Origin of the sequence: Paraburkholderia tuberum STM678 (genome assembly GCF_902833905.1) — a bacterium.
Lineage (GTDB): Bacteria > Pseudomonadota > Gammaproteobacteria > Burkholderiales > Burkholderiaceae > Paraburkholderia > Paraburkholderia tuberum.
Genome location: NZ_CADFGP010000002.1, coordinates 1 through 21,224 on the forward strand (window position 1 = coordinate 1; position 21,224 = coordinate 21,224).

Genomic DNA, 21,224 nt, shown 5'->3' on the forward strand with positions numbered 1-21,224 from the left:
AAGAGCGACGGTGAACCGGGTGCCAAGACCATCTGGCGAGGGCTCGATCAGGTACTCGCTGCCGCTGACACGCTACGCGCGCTCCGCGACGGGCTCGGCTAAGGACTTATGTATAACGCTATGGGCTTAACCAGGGGTTTTTTGGGATGGTACCTTGATGCACAATCGGGCCTCCTTTATTGACTGTGAGGCACGATGACTTCACTTTCCCTGGGTTCTTATCATGAGGTCCGTGAAAGGCGGCACGGACATTTCTTCTCGGTCAGCCTTTACAGATCGTTCAACCTTCACATCAGGTCTCGCTGGTTGTTTGACGTGGATCGGTGGTTCCATTTTGCATTGCCGGCGAGCACAGCCCGCGAAGCGCACGATGACATTGTGCAGGGCATGGAGGAAGCGCGCGCGGCGTGGCTGCAACATAGCCCATCCGTGCTGCTGTCGCACCAGCCATACGAGTTACGCGATATGCTCGGCCGGAGTGACAACCGCTTTCATATGTACAGGATGAAAGACGATGAGGTTGCCAAAGCCCTCTACAACGAAGTGAAGGACGGTAGCCTGATCTTCGTCCCTGAGCGGGACGAGATGCGCAAGTGCGTGCAGGCGATACGGGAGCAGCGGGAAAAGGCGTCCCGGACAGCGTCCGCGCGCGCGCAACAACCGGCCGACGCGGACATGCTAAGTTCGCTCTATGGCAACAGCCCCCGGGTGCCGCAGAATGCCGGTACGCCGTCGTATTCTCCCCGTGTTGGTTCGTTAGGCGAAGCTCAGCCGTTCGAGTACAGCGAGGACATTCCCACGGGCGGTGAAATGCAAACGGCATGGCTTCCCTCAGAAGGAGGGTCACCTAACCAATGGGTCGAAAACACATCGGGCAAGAAACAATGGCGCTTATATGACGGAGACGGTAACGCGGCCGTCGATATTGATTTCGGTCACGATCACGGGTTTGGCGTTCCACACTCCCTTAATTGGGAAAATGGCGTTAGAGATAAGGGAAATGCATTTTCGCTGCTACCTTGGTAAAGGATTTGTTTGATGGACAAACTCAAGGAATTTGGTTACTTCCACGACTGGTATATCAACGCTCTCGTGGTTCGGGATAAGCATAAACTTATTGTCATGTTGGAGGATGAAGGGAAGCGAGCAACGGCAACTTTTAGCGGAACCAGTCGCTGCACCGTTGAACATTTCAGCGTGTCCAATAACATCGTCTTTGAGATGAAGATCCTCACGCCGGGGGACACGAATTACGATCTCGCCCGCGCCATGCTCTCTAAAAGCGAGCGGTTTTCGAAGACGCCGGGGTCTCAAGTAGCGCTAGTCCTCGCAACGGCCGGCGCGGAGCTAGCTGTGGAATTTGAGACGCTCGACATCGACGCTGAGTAGGCGATTCGACTCGTGAATCTCCGACTACGGGAATCGGCGCCTTTCGGGAAGCAGTGGCCGTGATGCTAAATGACACTGTACCCAGTGTTAAGTTCGCTCTATGGCAACAGCCCGCGCGCGCCGCAGAACCTCGGCAATGCTCAGGCGTTCAACTATCAGCCAGATGCCGTGAGTGACGATGTGCAGGACATTGCGGCGCGCGGAGTGAGCGATTTTCACGAGACCGAATGCTTCGCGCAGTACGAACGGGACCTAGACCTGTGCAACGCACTGGCTGGCCCAATGGGCGGTACACGTGGCATCGCGCTATGCAAAACGCAGGCATTCCAGAACTATCAACAGTGCAGAGGATATTGATGGCTACTCATCCGCCGTATTCCGTGGTTCTAACCTATACAGAGGACCGTCAACGGCTCACGGTGCAAACCGTTGACCCAACCAGGCTTGCCCCGTTGCTGGCCGGGAAAATCGAAATGCCGATCCTTCTCGATGAGTACGATTTCAAACTCGACGACGAATTTGCGCGGAGGCTTGGCGTCGCAATACTCAACGTGATTGCGCTCGGTCAGCCTGACATCAAGCAGTACATGTCAGTTACGCAAGAGCCGATCGACAAGCCTTCACAGACGTAGCCCGCCGCCCGCGCACTTATGCGCTGTGCGTGCAACGGGCATTCGGGAGTTATCAAACCTACTGTTGCGCGTCCGGCGCGCGCAGGGCCGCGAGCGCTTCAGGAAGTCGCGCGAGCGCTTCCGCTAGCGAACGTGCGCCGCCGAGTGGGAGAAAGCCGGCAAAGCTGTCGTCGTCGTCCACCAGCAGCCCGTCGAACTGCCCAGTGCTGTCGCGATAGACGATCACGTCTGCCCGCTGCCCGCCCATCCTTGCGAGTACCGCCGCCACGACTGCTCCGGCCGCGGTGGTGTCGCTGCGGCAACCGGGCGCGCGTGCAAGGACAACGCTTTCCGGTTGTATAACCAATGTCGAGGATACTGAACTATGGTCCCGTCAAAATCATTCGTCGTCTCGTATAACGAAGAGCTGCAACAGTTTGAAATGTATTCACTCAAGGATTCCGACTTGGCCGCTCTACGCGAAAACGCCGTTGTCGCGCCTTGGCGTCTTTCAGCGATTCCGGGCGGCAAATTAGGTGAAAACATCGCGAAGCGTCTCGGCGCTATGGCGCTTGGCGTTCTCTCGATATATCACCCTGAAGTGCAGCAACGTTTGCGCGTGGAGCCGGATCAGTTTCCGTTTCCGTAGGCCGTACCGCGTCAGCGAAGTCGGATCCACCAGTCAAGGGTCCGTATGATGATCGGGTCGCCAGCAGCAGAGTCGATGGTTGCCTGTTTCCCCTGGTACCCCTGTTGCATTACTGTTACTGCCTCTATTGAGGCGGTTTTTATGGGCGCTATTACAAAAGCCCCGCGTGCCACAGAATCTCAGCAATGCGCAGCCGTTCGACTATCAGCCCGGCATGCCGGATGACGACGGTATGCGGTTTGTTTGGGCGACGGCCCAAAATTTACTGCATAGCGCTTCAAGTAGGGCAAGCGATGGTAAATTTCCGCTCGCGTTACGGGCAGCGAACAAGTTGTCTGTAGCGCTCGCCTATGGATTTGTTTTCGAGGAGATGACATGATTTGTTTTCGAGGAGATGACATGGCAGCAAGGCAGTCTCTTTCGCATACAACTCGGCGGATCGGAATACACGAGAAGCGCTGGACCCTGCAAATCGGGGGGATATGGAAGGAGTCGCGCAGCACATGTCGCTCAATATCATGGTGACCCCACGCGATCGGCGGGGGCGCCCGATTGGCTCGCCCCGCAGAAGCCGGGGACTGGCGAATCGGCGGGTACGGGAATCGGCGCCTTTCAGGAAGCAGCGACCGTGATGCTCAAACCACTGTGCCCGGCGCTGATCATTTACCTGATTGCGACCACCTGCTCTGCCACCGGGATCACGGCCACCCCGTCATCATTCAACGGAAAATGGACCGTCACCGATGTGGTCGGATACAGCGATGTCTCGGGCGGAATACCTGAGGCAAAACGACTGCTCGGCAAGGTGCTGAGCATATCGACTGGGCAGATCGAATTCGCAGGCGACCGCTGTCGTCCGCACGGCGGTTTCAACGTCCGCACCGTCAATACCGCGCCGAAGCTCAAGGACTATTACGGTATCAATCTCGAAGATACGGGCTTGCCGCCGAAGACCCTACTGCTGGACAGCGACAATTGCGCGGCCGTATTCCGCATGGATGCGCATCGCGTCGAATTCGGTTGGAACGGCGTGATCGTGCGGGCAGTGAAACCGTAACCATCTCTACCGCCCCGCATTCAACTTGCGCCACAGCGTCGTCTTGCTGATGCCCAACGCGGCGCAAGCCGCATCGCGATCACCGTCGTGAACCGCGAGCACCGCGCGGATTTCATCAGCCTCGACATGACGGCTGCGCTCGCGCAGCGTCAGCGCCGCCGGCTTCGCGCGCGCGACGGGCTCGACGACTTCCGGCGCGATCGCGCGCAGCATGTCGCGCGTGACGAGCGCCGCACTCGCATCCGTGTCCGCATCGCCATCGGCGAGTTCAACCGCAATCCGCTCGATCACGTTCTGCAACTCGCGCACATTGCCCGGCCACGCATAGCGCCGCAACGCCGCGCCCAAACCCTCCAGCATGCGAGCGGCGGTCTGCGCGTCGGGCACGCGCGCCGCCAGCCTCGGCTCGCGCGCGGCCGCCTGGCGCAACAGTTCGGCGGCGAGCGGCAGCAGGTCGTTCGGCCGCTCGCGCAGCGGCGGTAGCGCGATGCTGAGGATGTTGAGCCGGTAGTACAGATCGGTACGGAAACTGCCCTCTGTGATGGCGTCGGTCAGCGCGCGATGCGTCGCCGCGACGATGCGGATATCGACGCGCATCGGCTCCGTCGATCCGAGCCGCACCACCTCGCGCTCCTGCAACACGCGCAACAGGCGGCTCTGCAACGGCAACGGCATCTCGCCGATCTCGTCGAGAAACAGCGTGCCGCGATGCGCGACCTCGATCAGCCCCGCCTTGCCGCCCTTGCGCGCGCCGGTGAACGCGCCTTCCTCGTAGCCGAACAGTTCGCTTTCGAGCAGCGCCTCCGGAAACGCGCCGCAATTGATCGCGACGAACGCGAAGTCGCGTCGCGCGCTCAGTTGATGCATGCTCTGCGCGACCATTTCCTTGCCGGTGCCGCTTTCGCCGAGAATCAGCACGGTCGCGTCCGACCTCGCATAACGCACGACGAGCGCGCGCACCCGTTCGATCGATTCCGACGCGCCGACGATATCGTCGAGCCGGTAGCGCGCGGTGAACTGCTGCACGCGTTGACGCGCGCGCAGCGTCCGATCGAGCCGTTCGACCGCGCGCGATTCCTGAAACGTCAGCACGGTGCCCGGCGCCGCGCCGCTGCTTGCGAGCGGCCCGCGATGCACGACATAGCTGGCGCCGCGCACCGTGCAGAAGCTGTCGCCCTCCGCGTCCGGCAGACTGCCCGCGAGGTCGGGCGCGAGTTCGAGCAGCGCGCGGCCGACGGCCTTTGCCGCATCGATACCGAGCACGCCCGCGAGCCGCTGGTTCATCAGTTCGACGCGGCCTTGCGCATCGAGCGCGACCACGCCGTCGCGCAGGTGCTGCAGCAGCGTGTCGAGCCGCTGGCGTCGCACGGTTTCGCGGCGCGTCGCCTGCGCGACTTCGAGCGCGGTGTCGAAGCCGGCCCGCACCGACGCGCGCGAGTACAGAAACACCGCGCCCATGCCGGCGTTCGCGGCGAGGTCGGTGACCATGCCTGGGCCGACCACGACGTCGATGCCACGATCGCTGAGATCGAGCACGACGCTCTCCGCGTCCTGCGCCGACTGGTACGACGCGAACGTGACATCGAGCGCGTACGCGGCGGCGAACCGCCGCACTTCGTCGGGCGTGTCGCCGTGCGTGACGAGCGCGACGCGCGCGCCTTCCCGACGCGCGCGGGCGAGCGCATGCATGACGTCGTAGCCGGTCGGACTGATCCGCACGACCGGCACCGACACGCGCGTCTTCAGATACGCGCCGTTCGAGCCGCCCGCGAGCACGACGTCGGGCCGCGCGGCGCCCGCGGCCTCGATTTCGCGCACCGCGTCTTCGAAGGCGTGCGACACGATGCGAACATCCGCGAGTTCCACGTATTCGCCGGCGATGTCGAAGAACAGATCGCGCAGGCGGCTAATGCTGAGCGCCCAGACGCGCGGACGCTGCGGCGGTTCATAAAGAGGCGTGCTCAAGGCGGACGGCTCGCAACGGGATGGTTGGGGACCTCCATTATGCGAGCATTCATTGCCGATTTGAAATCCGGAGTTTCATTAATGAAATCGAGCGTCGGACGGGGTCGCGTCATTGCTTTGCCGGACTCCCGCCAAATCAGGCACTTAGCTGGTGGTGAACGGGCTGGCCCGTTCCTTGCGTACAAGGCAGCCCAGTCGAAGCAATGGCCAAATTCCAACCCTTTCTGGAGACAATCGATGAGCGAAGCAGACAACAGCACGCCGAACGCAGGCGCTTTCAAACCGAAAAAATCCGTCGCGCTGTCGGGCGTGACTGCGGGCAACACCGCGCTGTGCACGGTCGGCAAGACCGGCAACGATCTGCACTATCGCGGCTATGACATTCTCGACATCGCCGAGGCGTGCGAATTCGAGGAGATCGCTTATCTGCTGGTCCACGGCAAGCTACCGACCCAGGCCGAACTGACCGCGTACAAGACGAAGCTGAAGTCGATGCGCGGCCTGCCCGCCAACGTAAAAGCCGCGCTCGAATGGATTCCGGCCGCCGCGCATCCGATGGACGTGATGCGCACCGGCGTGTCGGTGCTCGGCACCGTGCTGCCCGAGAAGGATGACCACAATCTCCCCGGCGCGCGCGATATCGCCGACAAACTGATGGCCTCGCTCGGCTCGATGCTGCTGTACTGGTATCACTACTCGCACAACGGCAAGCGCATCGAGGTCGAAACTGACGACGATTCGATCGGCGGTCACTTCCTGCATCTGCTGCATGGCGTCGAGCCGTCGAAGGCGTGGGTCGATGCGATGCACGTGTCGCTGAACCTGTACGCGGAGCACGAGTTCAACGCGTCGACGTTCACCGGCCGCGTGATCGCGGGCACGGGCTCGGACATGTACTCGGCGGTCACCGGCGCGATCGGCGCGCTGCGCGGCCCGAAACACGGCGGCGCCAATGAAGCCGCGTTCGAAATCCAGTCGCGCTACCAGACGCCTGACGAAGCCGAAGCCGACATCCGCCGCCGCGTCGAGAACAAGGAAGTCGTGATCGGCTTTGGCCATCCGGTCTACACGATCTCGGACCCGCGCAACAAGATCATCAAGGAAGTCGCGAAGAAGCTGTCGAAGGAAGCGGGCAACACGAAGCTGTTCTCGATCGCCGAACGGCTCGAATCGGTGATGTGGGACGCGAAGAAGATGTTCCCGAACCTCGACTGGTTCAGCGCGGTGTCGTATCACATGATGGGCGTGCCGACCGCGATGTTCACGCCGCTGTTCGTGATCTCGCGTACGGCAGGATGGAGCGCGCACATCATCGAGCAGCGCGTCGACAACAAGATCATCCGGCCGAGCGCGAATTACACCGGACCCGAGAATTTAAAGTACGTGCCGCTAAATAGGAGAAAATAGCGATCGCTGCGCGCTCCACAGCGCGTGCAGTTCAACCCGCGCGGCCGCCGGACCGGTCGTCCGCGCACTGTTTAACTGATTTTGATAGAAAGGTTTTCTCCATGAAAAAGCTGATGATCGCCGCCATGATTGGCGCCCTGTCCACGACGATGCTGACCGTCGCGACTGACGCCACCGCTGCGGACACGGCCACCACCACGAAGAAGCCGGCCACCAAGGCCGTCGCGAAGCGCCCGGAGCCGCGCCGCCTGATCAAGCGCAAGCCGAGTCCGGCGAAGGAAGCGAAGGTCGATCCGATCCCGGAAGGCGCTGAAAAGTGGGCGTGCAAGGACGGCCTTGCTTTCGAAATGAAAGGCGACATGAAGCGTGACCAGATCGTCACGGTTCACTGGGCGAACAAGAACTACAACCTGCCGCGCGAAGCGACCACGACGGGCGCCGACCGCTTCCACGACGCAGCGTCGGGTATGGACCTCGTCGTGATCCCGACGAAGGCCATGCTGTTCCAGGACAAGGACAGCTCGCGTCTCGCCGACGAGTGCAAGACGGTCGCCATGGAAGAGGGCGCGCCGGCTGCAACGCAATCGAACGCGATCAACAAGACCGGCAACTGATTTTCGCCGCCAGGGAAGCCCCCGATGTCCGCCCCGATCTCCAACGTACGACCCGCCCCGGACGCCGTCCTGGCCGATATCGTCGACTACGTGCTGGATTACCGGATCGACAGCGCGCTCGCGCTGGAAACCGCGCGTCATTGCCTGATCGACACGCTCGGTTGCGGACTTGAGGCGCTTACCTACCCAGCCTGCACCAAGCTGATGGGACCGATCGTGGCAGGCACGATCGTCCCCAACGGCGCGAAGGTGCCGGGCACGTCGTTCCAGCTGGACCCGGTTCAGGCGGCCTTCAACATCGGCGCGATGATCCGCTGGCTCGATTTCAACGACACCTGGCTCGCCGCCGAATGGGGCCATCCGTCCGATAACCTCGGTGGCATTCTCGCGACGGCCGACTGGCTCTCGCGCACCGCCATCGCAGCCGGCAAAGCGCCGCTGACGATGAAAGACGTCCTGATCGCCATGATCAAGGCGCACGAAATTCAAGGCTGCATCGCGCTCGAGAACTCGTTCAACAAGGTCGGGCTCGATCATGTGCTGCTCGTCAAGCTCGCGTCGACCGCCGTGGTCGGCCAGCTGATCGGCCTTACGCGCGACGAGCTGATCAACGCGGTATCGCAGGCGCTCGTCGATGGGCAGGCGCTGCGCACCTACCGTCATGCGCCGAACACCGGTTCGCGCAAATCGTGGGCCGCCGGCGACGCGACCTCGCGCGCCGTGCGCCTCGCGCTGATCTCGAAGACCGGCGAGATGGGCTATCCGTCGGTGCTCAGCGCGAAAACGTGGGGCTTCTACGACGTGCTGTTCAACGGCAACGCGTTCCAGTTCCAGCGTCCGTACGGCTCGTACGTGATGGAAAACGTGCTGTTCAAAATCTCGTTTCCGGCCGAGTTCCACGCGCAAACCGCCGTGGAAGCCGCGCTCGCGCTGCATGTGCAGCTCGCCGCGCAGGGCCGGCGCGTCGAAGACATTCGCCGCATCACGGTCCGCACCCACGAAGCGGCGATTCGCATCATCGATAAAAAGGGTCCGTTGAACAATCCGGCTGACCGTGATCATTGCATCCAGTACATGATCGCGGCGCCGCTGATTTTCGGCCGTCTGACGGCTGCCGATTACGAAGATTCAGTCGCGCAGGACTCGCGTATCGATGCATTGCGCGCGAAGATGGAATGCGTCGAAGACCCACAGTTCACGAAGGACTATCACGACCCGGAGAAGCGGTCGATCGCCAACGCACTGACGATCGAATTCAACGACGGGTCGAAGTTCGGTGAAGTCGTAGTCGAATACCCGATCGGTCATAAGCGCCGTCGTGAAGACGGTATTCCGTTGCTGGTCGAGAAGTTCAAGACCAACCTCGCGCGGCGCTTTCCGGTCAAGCAACAACTGGCGATTCTCGACGTATCGCTCGACCAGGCCAAGCTCGAAGCGACGCCGGTCAATGAATACGTCGATCTGTACGTCATCTAGGTTGAGTACTGTAGTTCCGCGATCCAAACCAAGGAAAACACCATGGCCCACAACCTCCACAAAACGCTCAAGGAATTCGACAGCGGTTCCGGCAAAGGCAAGTTCTACTCCCTGCCGCAACTCGGCAAGGCTCTGAACCTCAAGATCGACCGCCTGCCGGTCTCGATCCGTATCGTGCTGGAATCGGTGCTGCGCAACTACGACGGCAAGAAAGTCGCCGAAGAACATGTCACGCAACTCGCGAACTGGAAGCCGACCGCGGCGCGCGTCGACGAAATTCCGTTCGTCGTGTCGCGCGTCGTGCTGCAGGACTTCACCGGCGTGCCGCTGCTCGCCGACATCGCCGCGATGCGCGGCGTCGCGAAGGCCATCGGCAAGAACCCGAAGTCGATCGAGCCGCTGGTGCCGGTCGATCTGGTCGTCGACCACTCGGTGCAGATCGACCACTTCCGCGAGAAGAACGCGCTCGACCTGAACATGAAGCTGGAATTCCAGCGCAACAACGAGCGCTATCAGTTCATGAAGTGGGGCATGCAGGCGTTCGACACGTTCAAGGTCGTGCCGCCGGGCGTCGGCATCGTTCACCAGGTGAACCTCGAGTACCTCGCGCGCGGCGTGCACAAGAAGGCCGACGGCGCGGACACCGTGTACTACCCGGATTCGCTGGTCGGCACGGATAGCCATACGACGATGATCAACGGCATCGGCGTGGTCGGCTGGGGCGTGGGCGGTATCGAAGCCGAAGCAGGCATGCTCGGCCAGCCGGTGTATTTCCTGACGCCGGACGTCGTCGGTGTGCACCTGAAGGGCAAGCTGATCGAAGGCGTGACTGCGACCGACCTCGTGCTGACGATCACCGAACTGCTGCGTAAGGAGAAGGTCGTCGGCAAGTTCGTCGAGTTCTTCGGCGAAGGCACGCGCTCGCTGTCGGTGCCGGACCGTGCGACGATCGGCAACATGGCGCCGGAATACGGCGCAACGATGGGCTTCTTCCCGGTCGACGAAAAGACCATCGACTTCTTCCACGGCACGGGCCGCACGGACGCGGAAATCGCGGCTTTCGAAAACTACTTCAAGGCGCAGGAGCTGTTCGGCATTCCGGGCGAAGGCGACATCGACTACACGAAGGTCGTCACGCTGGATCTCGCGACGGTCGCGCCGTCGCTGGCAGGCCCGAAGCGTCCGCAGGACCGCATCGAGATCGGCCACGTGAAGTCGACCTTCACCGACCTGTTCTCGAAGCCGGTCGCCGAAAACGGCTTTGCGAAGAAGGCCGCCGATCTCGACGCGCAATACACGACGAGCAACGGCGTCGACGTCAAGAACGGCGACGTGCTGATCGCCGCGATCACGTCGTGCACGAACACGTCGAACCCGAGCGTGCTGCTGGCCGCCGGTCTGCTTGCGAAGAAGGCTGTCGAAGCTGGCCTGACGGTCGCGCCGCACATCAAGACCTCGCTGGCGCCGGGATCGCGTATCGTCACCGAGTACCTGACGAAGACCGACCTGCTGAAGTACCTCGACAAGCTCGGCTTCACGCTGGCCGCTTACGGCTGCACGACCTGTATCGGCAACGCGGGCGACCTGACGCCGGAACTGAACGACGCGATCACGAAGAACGACATCGTCGCGGCAGCGGTGCTGTCGGGCAACCGTAACTTCGAAGCGCGTATCCACCCGAACATCCGCGCGAACTTCCTCGCGTCGCCGCCGCTCGTCGTGGCATACGCGATCGCCGGCAACATCACGCGCGACTTGATGACCGAGCCGGTCGGCAAGGGCAAGGGCGGCAAGGACGTCTACCTCGGCGACATCTGGCCGACCAGCGAAGAAGTCAACGCGCTGCTGAAGTACGCGATGGATGCCGACGCGTTCCGCAAGAACTACTCGCAGCTCACGAAGAAGGGCGACCTGTGGAGCAAGATCGAGGGCGAAGAAGGTCAGGTCTACGACTGGCCGAAGTCGACCTACATCGCCGAGCCGCCGTTCTTCGGCAAGGACTTCTCGATGACGCCGGCTTCCAGCATCGCGCCGGTCAAGGGCGCACGCGCGTTGGGCATCTTCGGTGACTCGGTCACGACCGACCACATCAGCCCGGCAGGCTCGATCAAGGAAGACTCGCCGGCAGGCCGCTGGTTGAAGGAAAACGGCGTGCAAAAGGCCGACTTCAACAGCTACGGCTCGCGGCGCGGTAACCACGACGTGATGATGCGCGGCACGTTCGCGAACGTCCGTATCAAGAACCTGATGATCCCGGCGAAGGCGGACGGGTCGCGCATCGAAGGCGGCCTGACGATTCACCAGCCGAGCGGCGAACAGCTGTCCATCTATGACGCAGCGATGAAGTACATCGACGCCGATACGCCGACCGTCGTGTTCGCGGGCGAAGAGTACGGCACGGGCTCGTCGCGCGACTGGGCGGCCAAGGGCACGCAACTGCTGGGCGTGAAGGCTGTGGTCGCACGCAGCTTCGAGCGGATCCATCGTTCGAACCTGGTCGGCATGGGCGTTCTGCCGCTGCAGTTCAAGGGCTCGGATAGCGTGCAGTCGCTCGGCATCACCGGCGAAGAAACGTACGACATCGAAGGCCTCGGCGACGACTTCAAGCCGCAACAGGAAGTCACGCTCGTGATCCACGGCAAGGACGGCGACAAGCGCGTTCCGGTGCTGCTGCGTATCGACACGCCGATCGAAGTCGACTACTACAAGCACGGCGGGATTCTGCCGTTCGTGCTGCGCTCGCTGCTGGCTGCTTAAGCCTCGCGGCAACGCATACAGCCTCGCTGTTTTGCAGGGGCTGCGTCCTGTGGAGGGCGCAGCCGACTTTGAAGCCCGACCTCAGGTCGGGCTTTTTTTTATCGGCTCGCTGAACGCCACGGCTCGCGCGCCGCGCCGCGACTCCTCCATCACTTCAAGCCGAAATCGACCCGCGTCGTCGCACCCTTGTCCTTGATGTCGTCGGCATTCATCTTCGGCGCGACGATAAACACGCGGCTGCTGTCGATCTTGCCTTGCAGGTACTGCTGCACACTCTGCGCGCGCCGCTGCGCGAGTTGCCGCAAGCTCGCGTCGTCGATCGGCGCGTTGGCCGCGAGCGCGCTCTTCATGTCGTCGTCGGGCAGCGTCTTCGTCATGCCGATGAAGTTGTGCGGCTTCTTGAAGTCGGAGGACTTGTAGGCCTTGGTCAGATATTTGTCGTACTCTTTCTGATCGACCGTGACCGTCGACGGATCGACGCTCTCACCATTACCCACCGCGTCCTTGATCTTCTGCCGCTTGACCATCTGATCGACGTACTGCGTGCGCAGCGCCGGCTCGTCGACCTTCGGATCGACGCGTCCGATCAGGTCCATGCGGATCGACGGCTTGTCGGTGAGTGCCTTCACGATCGTGTCGAGTTTCTGCTTGTCGGCATCGGTGAGCGTCGCCGAGCCGGCCTCGAATTCGACGTAACCGAGGTCCTCACCATTGCCGCCGAACGCGTGCGCGATCAGCGAGAACGGCGCGGTCACCGCCTTTTCGAGCAGATTGAGCACCGCATGCCAGATCAGCCCGCCGATGCTGAACTCGGGGTTCGACAACGAGCCCGACACTGGCAGGTTCACGTCGATCTCGCCGCGCGAGTTCTTCAGCAGCGAGATCGCGAAACGCACCGGCAGTTTGGTCGCGGTGTCGTTGTCGATGTGATCGCCGAACGTCAGTTGATCGATGAACAGGTGGTTGTTCGCGTTCAGCTGGTCGTTCTCGAGCTTGTAATGCAGATCGACGTTGAGCTTGCCCTTCGTGATCGGATAGCCCGCGTATTTCGCCGAATACGGCGTCAGGTTGGTCAGCTCGATGTCGTGCGCGCTCGCGGTCAGATCGAGCGCCGGTTTCGCGATCAGCGGATTGATGGTGCCGCGGATCGTCAGCGGACCGTTGGCCGCGAGCTTCGCGGCCACGTCGACCGGCGCGGGCGTCGTCGATTCCGTACCGAACGCGCCGATCGTGCCCTGAATGGCGACAAGGTTCGCCGTGTAGTTCGGCTTGACGAAGTTGTCGGTATAGGTCACGCGGCCCTGCTGCAACACCAGTTGCCCGACGTGCATCTTGACCGGGTTTGCTGGCGGCGTCGCGGCCGTGGCGCTGGCGACGGCCGTGGCGGCAGGCTTGCCGGGCGTTGCAGCAGATGCCGCGACCGGCGCCGACGCCGCGACTGCCTCAGACACCGCCTCGGGTGTCAGCGGAATCGGGTGCGAGCCGCTCTTGTCGCGCGTCAGCGACTGCGTCGTACCGCCCTCGTGCGCGACCACATCCTTCAGATTCAGCTTGCCTTGCGCGTCGAGCAGTACACGGCCATAGAACTTCGAGAACGTCACGCGGCCCGCGTCGACGACGGTGCCGTGCTCGTCGTAATCGGCCTTCAGGTTCGACAGCGCGAGCGAGCCCCAGCCCGCGAACGGGTCCGACGTCACCTTGTCGAGCATGCGCACGGCGACGAGCGCCATGTCGCCGCGAAAGTTCGCTTTCAGCGACTTAGCCTGGGTGACCGCGAGATCGCCGTTCGCGTTCAGCAGCGCGCTTGCGAGCGTCGCGTTCAGCTTGCTGCCGAAGTACGGCTCGAACGCGGCCGCGTCGAGCTGGTTCGCGTTGATCTTGACGGCCAGCTTTAGCGGCGTCGCGGTCACGTCGCCCTTCACAGCGAGCGTGCCCTTCTTGTTCAACGTCGCCTGCAGGTCGACCGGCAGCGGACGGCCCAGGTCGTCGCTGATCTGCCGCACCTTCAGCTGCACCGGCGTAAAGCTCAGCTTGACCGGCTGCGGCGTCGTGTTGTCGGTGAAATCGGCGGTCGCGTCTTTGAGCGTCAATTCGGCGATCTTGTAGCGCCATGCGGGACCTTCGGCCTGCGCTTGTTTCGCCGCGTGGATCGCCGTGCGCTCCGTCGCCTGTTGATGCGCCCTCGCGAGCGCATTCAGATTGATGGTGCCGTCCTTCAGGCGCTGCGCGTCGACCGCGAGACCGGTTACGTCTACGCTCGTCACGTCGGCCGTGCGCGCCGCGACGTCGACCTGTTTGACTACCACGTTGCCCTGCGCGAGCGAGATCACCGGCGTCTTGCCGCCGCGCGCCGCGAGCTTCACCGCCTGCATGTCCAGCTGCGTGTCCGCGACCGTCAGCGCCATCGGCGACTTCGACCAGTTCGCGTCGATATTCGTCGTCGCGGACAACGCACCGTCGAGCACCTGCGCGGACGTCGCGGTATCCAGATACGGCTGCAACGGCGGCAGCTTCAGCGACTTCAGATCGAGCTTCGCGCTCGCCGTCTTCGCCGCGAGGCCGACCGTGCCATCGGCGGCGAGCGAACCGCCAATGTTCTTCAGGTTCGTGTTCAGCGTGTAGTGCGCTGGCGCCGACGCGAGCGTCGAGAAATCGGTCAGCGTAACCGCGAGGTTTTGCAGCCCGGCTTCTACCGGATGCGACACGGCTTCGTCGTGTACGTTCACGGTGCCGTCGTTGAGTGTGAAACGTTTGATCGCGACGTCGAACGGCGGGGCCGCCTTTTCGGCGGCGGTGGTTTTGGCGTTGGCATTCGCGTCCGCGGTTTCCTTTGCCGTGGTTTTTTCCGGCGCGGGCGCGAACATATGCTCGACGCTCAATACGCCGTCCTTGTCGCGCGCGAGGCTCGCGCTCGGCGCGTCGATGCGGATATCGTCGAAGTGATAGATGCTCTTCAACGGTTCGAGCGATGCCGCCGCCACATGCACGGCGCGCGCCGCGAAAAACGGCGCCTTGCCCTGATCCTGCACGTTGACGTCGTTCAGATCGACGGTGCCGGCGACGCGCAGCGACGGCGTGTCGTTCGACATCTCGAAGTTCAGCTTCAGGTCGGTGGACAGCTTGCCCGACTGCACGATCACCGGCAGCTTCGACGGCGCGTAAGACACCAGCTTCGGCACGTCGAGCTCGCTGAAGCGCAGCGACACTTCCGACTCGCGCGATGCCGCGAACGGCTTGGTCCTGCCGTCGATCGCGAGCTGACTGTCGCCGTCGATGCGCGCGCGCAGCAACGGCTCGACGAAGATATCGGTCTTCGACGGCAGCGTCGCGATGAACGGAATGCCGAGCTTCCATTGATCGATCACGTGGCTCGTGCCGAGCAGCCGGTCGTCGAACCTGATCTGGCCGTTTTCGACGCGAATGTTGGAGACGGAGAACTGCGTCGGCTTGCTATTCGGTTTTGCCGGCTGATTCGCGAATTTCTCGATCAGGTCGCTGAAATTGAAGTGCTGCGCATCGAGGCGAACGATATGAAAGCGCGGCGAATCGACCTGCACTTCGTCGACGATGGGCGCGCCGCGAAACAGCGAACTCCACGACGGCTTCACGATGAGCCGCGAAATATCGACGAAGTCGCCCGCGCCGCCGCGCTCGCCGATATGCACGTTGTCGGCCTCGAAACGCAGTGTGTACGGATTGAGCGCGATGCGGCCGATCGACGCCGGCCGGTCGAGCTGCTTGCTCAGTTGCTGGCTGGCGATGTGGCGAATCAGCGGCGGCGCCGCGAAAAAACCGAGCAGGCCGAACAGGACGACGAAGATCAGCAGACCGACGAGAATCCGTCGCGTACGGCGCGACTGCGCGACTGCGCGCACGGTCTGTATGGAGAAGGCTAACGATGCTTTATTGAGGCTTGCCATGCTCGATGTGGAGGAATGCGGCGGCAAGCCCGCCGCGAAAAACAGAGATCCCGCAAGCGGCAGTATAAGGCGTGAATCAATGGTTAGACAGGAATGTCAGGCCCGCCTTGACGATTCGTGCTGCTGACTGACTGGCTTTCCCGCGAACGAGATTTTCGCGAGCGTCAGATAACGAAACCGGCCGGCGCGCGGTTTGCCCGCGCGCCGTTCACATCATTGCCGCACGACCGGGGGTGGCTGCCAGCTGCCGTCGGTGGCTTGCGGCTTCGGCGCATACAGGCGTAGCACCAGTTGCATGTCCGCGCGCGGTGCGGGCAGCCAGTTACCGGTTCGGCTGCGCGTCGACGACACGACCACGTCGAGCGAACCATCGCGATTGCGGCGCGCGCCATTGCGATCGCCAACCGCGAGCCGCGCCGGCGCGTTCTCGCTCAGCGCGCCATCCTTCGTATACGCGGTGATCGTCCAGAAACCGCGCACCGGCGGCAGCTGGTTCGCCGCGAAGTGGATCACATAGCGATTCGCGCCGTTCAGCGTGTTGCCGTCGCTGTCCTGCGTGACGAACGCGCGTACTTCGTCGTCCTTCGTACCGAGGCCCAACTGTGTGCTCGCCGCATACGCGCGCAATCCATAGTCGGGACCGTAGTTGCCGACGGCATCGCCGAACCAGCTCCAGCCGTTCGCGCTCAGCAGATTCGACGGCGGCGTCGCGACGCGATCGCGACCGTCGGCGAGACCGGTCGCGAGCGCATCGGATGACTTAGGCAGCTTCACAGGATCGCCCGGCGTCACGCCGAGATCGGCGAGAAATTTGAGCGCGTGCGGATCGGCCGGTGTCGGCGGATTGTCAGGCAACGCGTCGGCGAGACGGCCGAAGAAGCCGCTCGCGTCGAGCGCGGCGACCTGCTGCGCCGGCGTGCCGCTCGGGCCCGCGACGCCGCTTGCGTAACCGGGCGGCGGCACCGCCGGCTCCGCGTCGCCGACGAACACGCTCAGCGGCTCCAGACGGATCGCGTGCTGCAGCTTGCGCACCGCGTTCAGATCGCGCGCGCCGTTCGACTGGATGCGCACGCTGATCCATGCGTTGCGCGTCGGCACTTCGACGCGCTTTGCGCCCTTCGGCAGCTCGCCCTTCCAGCCCGGTGCGACGAACGCGATCGTCTGCGCGCGCAAGCCCTTCACGGTGCCCGTGCCCGCGGCGAACTGCGGCCCGGTCGACCACGCGACGTTGGTCCACATGTCGAGCACGCGCGCATCGACATAACGGCCATGCGAATCAGGTAGCGCCAAGATCACCGGCTCGGCGGCAAGGTCGAGCCAGCCGGTCGAGTCGAGCGTGTCGAGGCTCGGCTGCGGCGGATTGGTCGCGCCGATCGGCGGCAGCGCCTGCGCGTGACGCAGCGTGTTGAAAGGCGCCTGACCCGGCTCGGTGCCGACCGCCGCATCGCGCGCGGCGCTCATCAGCACGAGCGGATAGCCGAATACGTAGGAGTCGGCGACTTCGTCCTTGATCCAGCCGGTGCGTTGTTGCGTCGCGGTGGGGGTCGACGCACAGCTGGCCAGCAGTGCCAGACCCGCGAGCGACGCGCAGGTTCGTTGAAGCAAAAACAGTTCTCGGAGATTTTTTATCATTCGTTCAGAGTGCGGAACGTGCAGTCCTATGGGGGATGCCGGTGTGCAGCGCCTGGTGCATGCGCGGTTCTCCCGAAACACTGCGCAGCGAGTCCGCGGATTGCGATTCCGACAACATCGCGTTGTATCGTATCCTTGCTAGTCAGGCAAGCACAAAGCGGGGAATTGTGGCTGACAGCGCGCAGGCGCGTCACCGATGTGACAATCGGCGTCGCTGTCACATTATGTTCCCGCGCCAACGGCTCGCGCGAGCGCGCCATGCTTTTTTGATTCGCGCATTCGTCGATCCGACAGCTTGGCCGTTCGCCTCCACTCTTTCGTCGTCCTGCATTCGGAATACTTCAATGTACATGCCCGCCCATTTCGAAGAGAACCGTCCAGGGGTTCTTCATCGCCTGATCGCCGAGCACCCGTTCGGCGCGCTGATTACGCACGGCCCCAACGGGCTCGATGCGAATCATCTGCCGTTCGAGGCGCAGGCGGATGCGGCGGATTCGTCACGTCTGGTGCTGCGCGCGCACGTCGCGCGGGCGAACCCCGTCTGGCAGGAAGCCGCGACCCATCCCGAAGCGCTCGTGATCTTCCAGGGGCCGACCGCCTATATTTCCCCGAGCTGGTATCCGAGCAAACACGAAACGCACAAGCAGGTGCCGACCTACAACTATATGGTCGTGCATGCACATGGCAGGATCGTGGTGCATGACGATGAATCGTTCGTGCGCGGTCTCGTCGCGCGACTCACGCGCGAGATGGAAGCCGGCGAGCCGGTGCCATGGAAGATGGGCGACGCGCCCGCTGACTACATCGCGCAGATGCTCGGCGCGATCGTCGGTATGGAGATCGAGGTAACGCGGCTCGTCGGCAAATGGAAGCTCGGGCAGAACAAGGCGGCCGAAGACCGGCGCGGCGCCGCGCAAACGCTGCTCGCGCGCGACGGCGATCAACAGAAGGCGGTGGGACAGGCGATGCTCGATGCGCCGCCGGCGTTCTGACGGCGGCCGGATAATCAGCCTTGACCTTCCCGTCATGGGAAGGTCGATACTGGATTCACGATGCGGCCCAATGCCGCCACGAGCCTCGCCTGCCATGACCGCACTTGCCAACCCGCAGCGTCCCGCCGACGCTGCCGCTTCTTCTTCGCCCACGCGCGTCGTCGAACTCGATATCGGCGGGATGACTTGCGCGTCTTGCGCGAGCCGCGTCGAAAAAGCACTGACCAAGCTGCCGGGAGTGGCGCGCGCGTCGGTGAATCTCGCGACCGAGCGCGCCCGCGTGGAAAGCGACGCGACGCTCGGGCCTCAGCAACTGGCCGATGCCGTGCGCAAGGCCGGATACGAAGCGACGCCGGTCGCGAACGCCGAGTTTGCCGCGCCAAGCGCGACGCAAACCGCGACACCCGCCGCGACGCCGGGAACCATTGAACTGGAGATTGGCGGCATGAGCTGCGCAGCCTGCGCGTTGCGCGTCGAAAAAGCGCTCGCGAAGGTGCCTGGGGTCGCGCGCGCGTCGGTCAATCTGGCGACCGAAACCGCCACCGCTCATCCGCAAGGCACCGCATCCGCCGATAGCGGCGCGCTGATCGCCGCCGTCAGGAAAGCCGGCTACGAAGCGACGCTGAGCGCGCCGCCCGCTGCAGCCGCTCCAGCCGAGACAACGGCCGCTATCGCCGCGTCCGGCGACGAAAGCGACATCCTCGACACGACCCACGCCCCCGTCGTCGACCGCAAACGGATTCAAACCCGCCGCGACCTCGCGAGCGTCGTTGCGTCCGCGCTGCTGACGCTGCCGCTCGTCGCACCGATGTTCGGCGAATGGTTCGGCCTCCACGCGATGCTGCCAGCCTGGCTGCAATTCGTGCTCGCGTCGATCGTGCAGTTCATATTCGGCGCGCGCTTCTATCGCGCAGCCTGGCGCGCGGTGCGCGCCGGCGCGGGCAACATGGACCTGCTGGTCGCGCTCGGCACATCGGCGGCGTACGGCATCAGCGTCTACGAACTCGCGATGCATCCGGCCGACACGATGCATCTGTACTTCGAGGCATCGGCGGTCGTGATCACGCTGGTGCGCTTCGGCAAGTGGCTCGAGGCGCGCGCCAAGCGCCAGACCACCGACGCGATCCGCGCGCTCAACGCGCTGCGCCCCGAGCGCGCGCGCATCCGCGACGGCGCCGGCGAACGTGAGGTGCCGCTCGCGCAGGTGCGGGTCGGCACCGTCGTGATCGTGCGGCCGGGCGAGCGCGTACCGGTCGACGGCGCGGTGCTCGAAGGCCGCACGCATATCGACGAAGCGCTGATCACCGGCGAAAGCCTACCGGTGCCGAAACAGACCGGCGACGCCGTTACGGCCGGCTCGATCAACGGCGAAGGCGCGCTCGTGGTGACGACCACCGCGATCGGCGCGGAGACCACACTGGCGCGCATCATCCGGCTCGTCGAAAGCGCGCAGGCCGAGAAGGCGCCGATCCAGCGGCTCGTCGACCGCGTCAGCGAAGTCTTCGTGCCGACGATTCTCGCGCTCGCCGCGCTGACGCTGATCGGCTGGCTGCTCGCCGCCGCGGGCGCGCAAACCGCGATCCTGAACGCGGTCGCGGTGTTGGTGATCGCCTGCCCGTGCGCGCTCGGCCTCGCGACGCCCGCCGCGATCATGGCCGGCACCGGCGTCGCCGCGCGCCACGGCGTGCTGATCAAGGACGCGGAAGCGCTGGAAATCGCGCATCGCGTGTCGATTGTCGCGTTCGACAAAACCGGCACGCTGACGCTCGGCCAACCATCGGTAACGGCGTTCGAGCCGATCGGCGGCTTGAGCCGCGACCAAGCGCTCGCGCTCGCGGCGGCGGTGCAGCGGCATAGCGATCATCCGCTCGCGCGAGCGGTGATGCGCGCGCACGAGGCTCAGCTCGGGCAAATGGCCGGCGAACACAAGGGCGGGCCAAGCGCCACCGCCGCTCGCGCCGTCGCCGGCCGGGGCGTCGAAGCCGACGTCGACGGCCGCACGCTCGCCCTCGGCAGCACGCGCTGGCTGCGCGAGCTCGACCTCGCGCTGCCGAGCGCGCTTGCCGCGCGCGCGCAGGCACTCGAAGCGGCCGGCAACACGGTGTCGTGGCTGATGACGCGCGCGCCTCACGCCCCCGAAGCGCTCGCGCTGATCGCGTTCGGCGACACGGTGAAGCCGACCGCGCGCGCGGCCGTCGCGCGGCTCGCGCAGATGGGCATCCGCAGCGTGCTCGTGACTGGCGACAACCGCCGCAGTGCGGCGAGCGTCGCGCGGGCGCTCGGCATCGACGAATTCCACGCCGAGGTGCTGCCCGACGACAAGGCCCGCGTGATCCGCGACCTGAAGATGCGCCACGCCGGCATCGTCGCGATGGCGGGCGACGGCATCAACGACGCGCCCGCGCTCGCCGCCGCCGACATCGGCATCGCGATGGCCAGCGGCACCGACGTCGCCATGCACGCCGCCGGCATCACGCTGATGCGCGGCGACCCGGCGCTCGTCGCCGACGCGATCGACATCTCCCGCAGAACCTGGCGCAAGATCCAGCAGAACCTGTTCTGGGCATTCGTCTACAACCTGATCGGCATTCCGCTGGCCGCGTTCGGCTTGCTGAATCCGATGCTCGCGGGCGCGGCGATGGCGATTTCGAGCGTCAGCGTCGTCACCAATGCGTTGTTACTGCGGACGTGGCGAAGCGCGCCCGGCCGAACCGTCGATCCGGTGCGCTGAGCAACGCAGCGACACCTTTCGCAT

Annotated in this window: 16 protein-coding genes; 12 read left to right on the top strand and 4 right to left on the bottom strand. The window is 63.8% G+C overall.

The features are described 5' to 3' along the window. The first annotated feature begins 195 nt into the window (after positions 1-195). The 4 genes from HWY30_RS41370 to HWY30_RS01660 all read left to right on the top strand — a co-directional run bounded on the left by HWY30_RS41370 (position 196) and on the right by HWY30_RS01660 (position 2,021). Positions 196-1,026, top strand: coding sequence for a hypothetical protein (locus HWY30_RS41370; RefSeq protein WP_244144743.1), 831 nt, complete (start codon positions 196-198; stop codon positions 1,024-1,026). 12 nt (positions 1,027-1,038) lie between these two features. Then, positions 1,039-1,389 carry a hypothetical protein gene (locus tag HWY30_RS01650; protein WP_221307645.1) on the top strand — a complete coding sequence of 117 codons (351 nt, stop codon included), beginning with the start codon at positions 1,039-1,041 and terminating at the stop codon, positions 1,387-1,389. A 69-nt stretch (positions 1,390-1,458) separates the two neighbouring features. Next, a complete protein-coding gene (locus tag HWY30_RS01655; RefSeq protein WP_090809225.1) occupies positions 1,459-1,746 on the top strand; it encodes a hypothetical protein in 288 nt (95 codons plus the stop codon). Then, positions 1,746-2,021, top strand: coding sequence for a hypothetical protein (locus HWY30_RS01660; protein ID WP_090809227.1), 276 nt, complete (start codon positions 1,746-1,748; stop codon positions 2,019-2,021). The genes HWY30_RS01655 and HWY30_RS01660 overlap by 1 nt, the downstream gene beginning before the upstream one ends. 58 nt (positions 2,022-2,079) lie before the next feature. Here the strand turns inward: HWY30_RS01660 and HWY30_RS01665 are convergent, their stop codons facing one another. Further along, a complete protein-coding gene (locus HWY30_RS01665; protein ID WP_143037257.1) occupies positions 2,080-2,289 on the bottom strand; it encodes a hypothetical protein in 210 nt (69 codons plus the stop codon). Positions 2,290-2,385: 96 nt separating this feature from the next. Between HWY30_RS01665 and HWY30_RS01670 the strand changes: the two genes are divergently transcribed. Further along, positions 2,386-2,649, top strand: coding sequence for a hypothetical protein (locus HWY30_RS01670; protein ID WP_090809231.1), 264 nt, complete (start codon positions 2,386-2,388; stop codon positions 2,647-2,649). A 394-nt stretch (positions 2,650-3,043) separates the two neighbouring features. Next, complete coding sequence (locus HWY30_RS41375; protein ID WP_244144744.1) at positions 3,044-3,706, top strand: hypothetical protein; 663 nt, start codon at positions 3,044-3,046, stop codon at positions 3,704-3,706. Between the two features lie 6 nt (positions 3,707-3,712). Here HWY30_RS41375 and prpR read toward each other — a convergent pair whose 3' ends face one another. Next, the gene (prpR, locus tag HWY30_RS01680; protein ID WP_090809232.1) at positions 3,713-5,671 is read right to left on the bottom strand and encodes a propionate catabolism operon regulatory protein PrpR; all 1,959 of its coding nucleotides are present in this window, start codon (positions 5,669-5,671) and stop codon (positions 3,713-3,715) included. 237 nt (positions 5,672-5,908) lie between these two features. On the opposite strand from prpR, the gene prpC reads away from it, so the two are divergent. The 4 genes from prpC to acnA all read left to right on the top strand — a co-directional run bounded on the left by prpC (position 5,909) and on the right by acnA (position 11,925). Then, on the top strand, positions 5,909-7,078 hold the full coding sequence (gene prpC / locus HWY30_RS01685) for a bifunctional 2-methylcitrate synthase/citrate synthase (RefSeq protein WP_176078833.1): 1,170 nt from the start codon (positions 5,909-5,911) through the stop codon (positions 7,076-7,078). Positions 7,079-7,179: 101 nt separating this feature from the next. Beyond that, positions 7,180-7,692, top strand: a complete 513-nt coding sequence (locus HWY30_RS01690; RefSeq protein WP_090808266.1) for a hypothetical protein — start codon at positions 7,180-7,182, stop codon at positions 7,690-7,692. Between the two features lie 24 nt (positions 7,693-7,716). Further along, complete coding sequence (locus HWY30_RS01695; RefSeq protein WP_090808264.1) at positions 7,717-9,168, top strand: bifunctional 2-methylcitrate dehydratase/aconitate hydratase; 1,452 nt, start codon at positions 7,717-7,719, stop codon at positions 9,166-9,168. A gap of 42 nt (positions 9,169-9,210) precedes the next feature. Continuing rightward, complete coding sequence (gene acnA / locus HWY30_RS01700; RefSeq protein ID WP_090808262.1) at positions 9,211-11,925, top strand: aconitate hydratase AcnA; 2,715 nt, start codon at positions 9,211-9,213, stop codon at positions 11,923-11,925. 149 nt (positions 11,926-12,074) lie between these two features. Here acnA and HWY30_RS01705 read toward each other — a convergent pair whose 3' ends face one another. Both HWY30_RS01705 and HWY30_RS01710 read right to left on the bottom strand, forming a co-directional pair. Continuing rightward, positions 12,075-15,845, bottom strand: a complete 3,771-nt coding sequence (locus HWY30_RS01705) for a DUF748 domain-containing protein (RefSeq protein WP_090808260.1) — start codon at positions 15,843-15,845, stop codon at positions 12,075-12,077. Positions 15,846-16,058: 213 nt separating this feature from the next. Beyond that, a complete protein-coding gene (locus tag HWY30_RS01710; RefSeq protein ID WP_167368735.1) occupies positions 16,059-17,477 on the bottom strand; it encodes a DUF1254 domain-containing protein in 1,419 nt (472 codons plus the stop codon). Between the two features lie 344 nt (positions 17,478-17,821). Here HWY30_RS01710 and HWY30_RS01715 point away from each other — a divergent pair, with 344 nt between their 5' ends. Together HWY30_RS01715 and HWY30_RS01720 are read left to right on the top strand one after the other, a co-directional pair. Next, entirely contained in the window at positions 17,822-18,469 is a 648-nt protein-coding gene (locus tag HWY30_RS01715) for an FMN-binding negative transcriptional regulator (RefSeq protein WP_090808258.1), read from the top strand. A gap of 94 nt (positions 18,470-18,563) precedes the next feature. Beyond that, a complete protein-coding gene (locus HWY30_RS01720; protein ID WP_090808257.1) occupies positions 18,564-21,200 on the top strand; it encodes a heavy metal translocating P-type ATPase in 2,637 nt (878 codons plus the stop codon). The last annotated feature ends 24 nt before the right edge of the window (positions 21,201-21,224 follow it).

What these genes read in the sequence shown, in the direction of transcription:
- HWY30_RS01705 (WP_090808260.1), bottom strand. Translation starts at nt 15,845, where the DNA reads ATGGCAAGCCTCAATAAAGCATCGTTAGCCTTCTCCATACAGACCGTG.
- HWY30_RS41375 (WP_244144744.1), top strand. Translation starts at nt 3,044, where the DNA reads ATGACATGGCAGCAAGGCAGTCTCTTTCGCATACAACTCGGCGGATCG.
- HWY30_RS01690 (WP_090808266.1), top strand. Translation starts at nt 7,180, where the DNA reads ATGAAAAAGCTGATGATCGCCGCCATGATTGGCGCCCTGTCCACGACG.
- HWY30_RS01655 (WP_090809225.1), top strand. Translation starts at nt 1,459, where the DNA reads ATGACACTGTACCCAGTGTTAAGTTCGCTCTATGGCAACAGCCCGCGC.
- HWY30_RS01650 (WP_221307645.1), top strand. Translation starts at nt 1,039, where the DNA reads ATGGACAAACTCAAGGAATTTGGTTACTTCCACGACTGGTATATCAAC.
- HWY30_RS41370 (WP_244144743.1), top strand. Translation starts at nt 196, where the DNA reads ATGACTTCACTTTCCCTGGGTTCTTATCATGAGGTCCGTGAAAGGCGG.
- HWY30_RS01720 (WP_090808257.1), top strand. Translation starts at nt 18,564, where the DNA reads ATGACCGCACTTGCCAACCCGCAGCGTCCCGCCGACGCTGCCGCTTCT.
- HWY30_RS01710 (WP_167368735.1), bottom strand. Translation starts at nt 17,477, where the DNA reads ATGATAAAAAATCTCCGAGAACTGTTTTTGCTTCAACGAACCTGCGCG.
- HWY30_RS01695 (WP_090808264.1), top strand. Translation starts at nt 7,717, where the DNA reads ATGTCCGCCCCGATCTCCAACGTACGACCCGCCCCGGACGCCGTCCTG.
- HWY30_RS01670 (WP_090809231.1), top strand. Translation starts at nt 2,386, where the DNA reads ATGGTCCCGTCAAAATCATTCGTCGTCTCGTATAACGAAGAGCTGCAA.
- prpC (WP_176078833.1), top strand. Translation starts at nt 5,909, where the DNA reads ATGAGCGAAGCAGACAACAGCACGCCGAACGCAGGCGCTTTCAAACCG.
- acnA (WP_090808262.1), top strand. Translation starts at nt 9,211, where the DNA reads ATGGCCCACAACCTCCACAAAACGCTCAAGGAATTCGACAGCGGTTCC.
- HWY30_RS01715 (WP_090808258.1), top strand. Translation starts at nt 17,822, where the DNA reads ATGTACATGCCCGCCCATTTCGAAGAGAACCGTCCAGGGGTTCTTCAT.
- HWY30_RS01660 (WP_090809227.1), top strand. Translation starts at nt 1,746, where the DNA reads ATGGCTACTCATCCGCCGTATTCCGTGGTTCTAACCTATACAGAGGAC.